1 pseudogene is annotated in these 227 nt (G+C 54.2%); it reads right to left on the bottom strand.

The features are described from left to right. Nucleotides 1-227: pseudogene (locus A6R74_RS11680) on the bottom strand (transketolase); the annotation flags it as partial.

Raw genomic sequence — 227 nt, 5'->3', positions numbered from 1 at the left:
CAATAGCGGCTTTCACCTCTTCAGGCTTATGACCATCCACATTGGGCACCACGTGCCAGCCGTAAGCGTCAAAACGCTTGGCGGTATCGTCGGTAAACCAGCCTTCCACTTCGCCATCGATAGAGATGCCGTTGTCATCATAGAGAGCAATCAACTTACCCAACTGCTGGGTACCGGCTAGCGAGGCGGCTTCGTGGGAAATGCCTTCCATTAAGCAGCCATCACCC

Source organism: Halomonas sp. ALS9 (assembly GCF_001651035.1).
Taxonomy (GTDB): domain Bacteria; phylum Pseudomonadota; class Gammaproteobacteria; order Pseudomonadales; family Halomonadaceae; genus Vreelandella.
The sequence above is the reverse complement of the archived record's forward strand: the minus strand, read 5'-3'. Positions and strand labels throughout refer to the sequence as shown.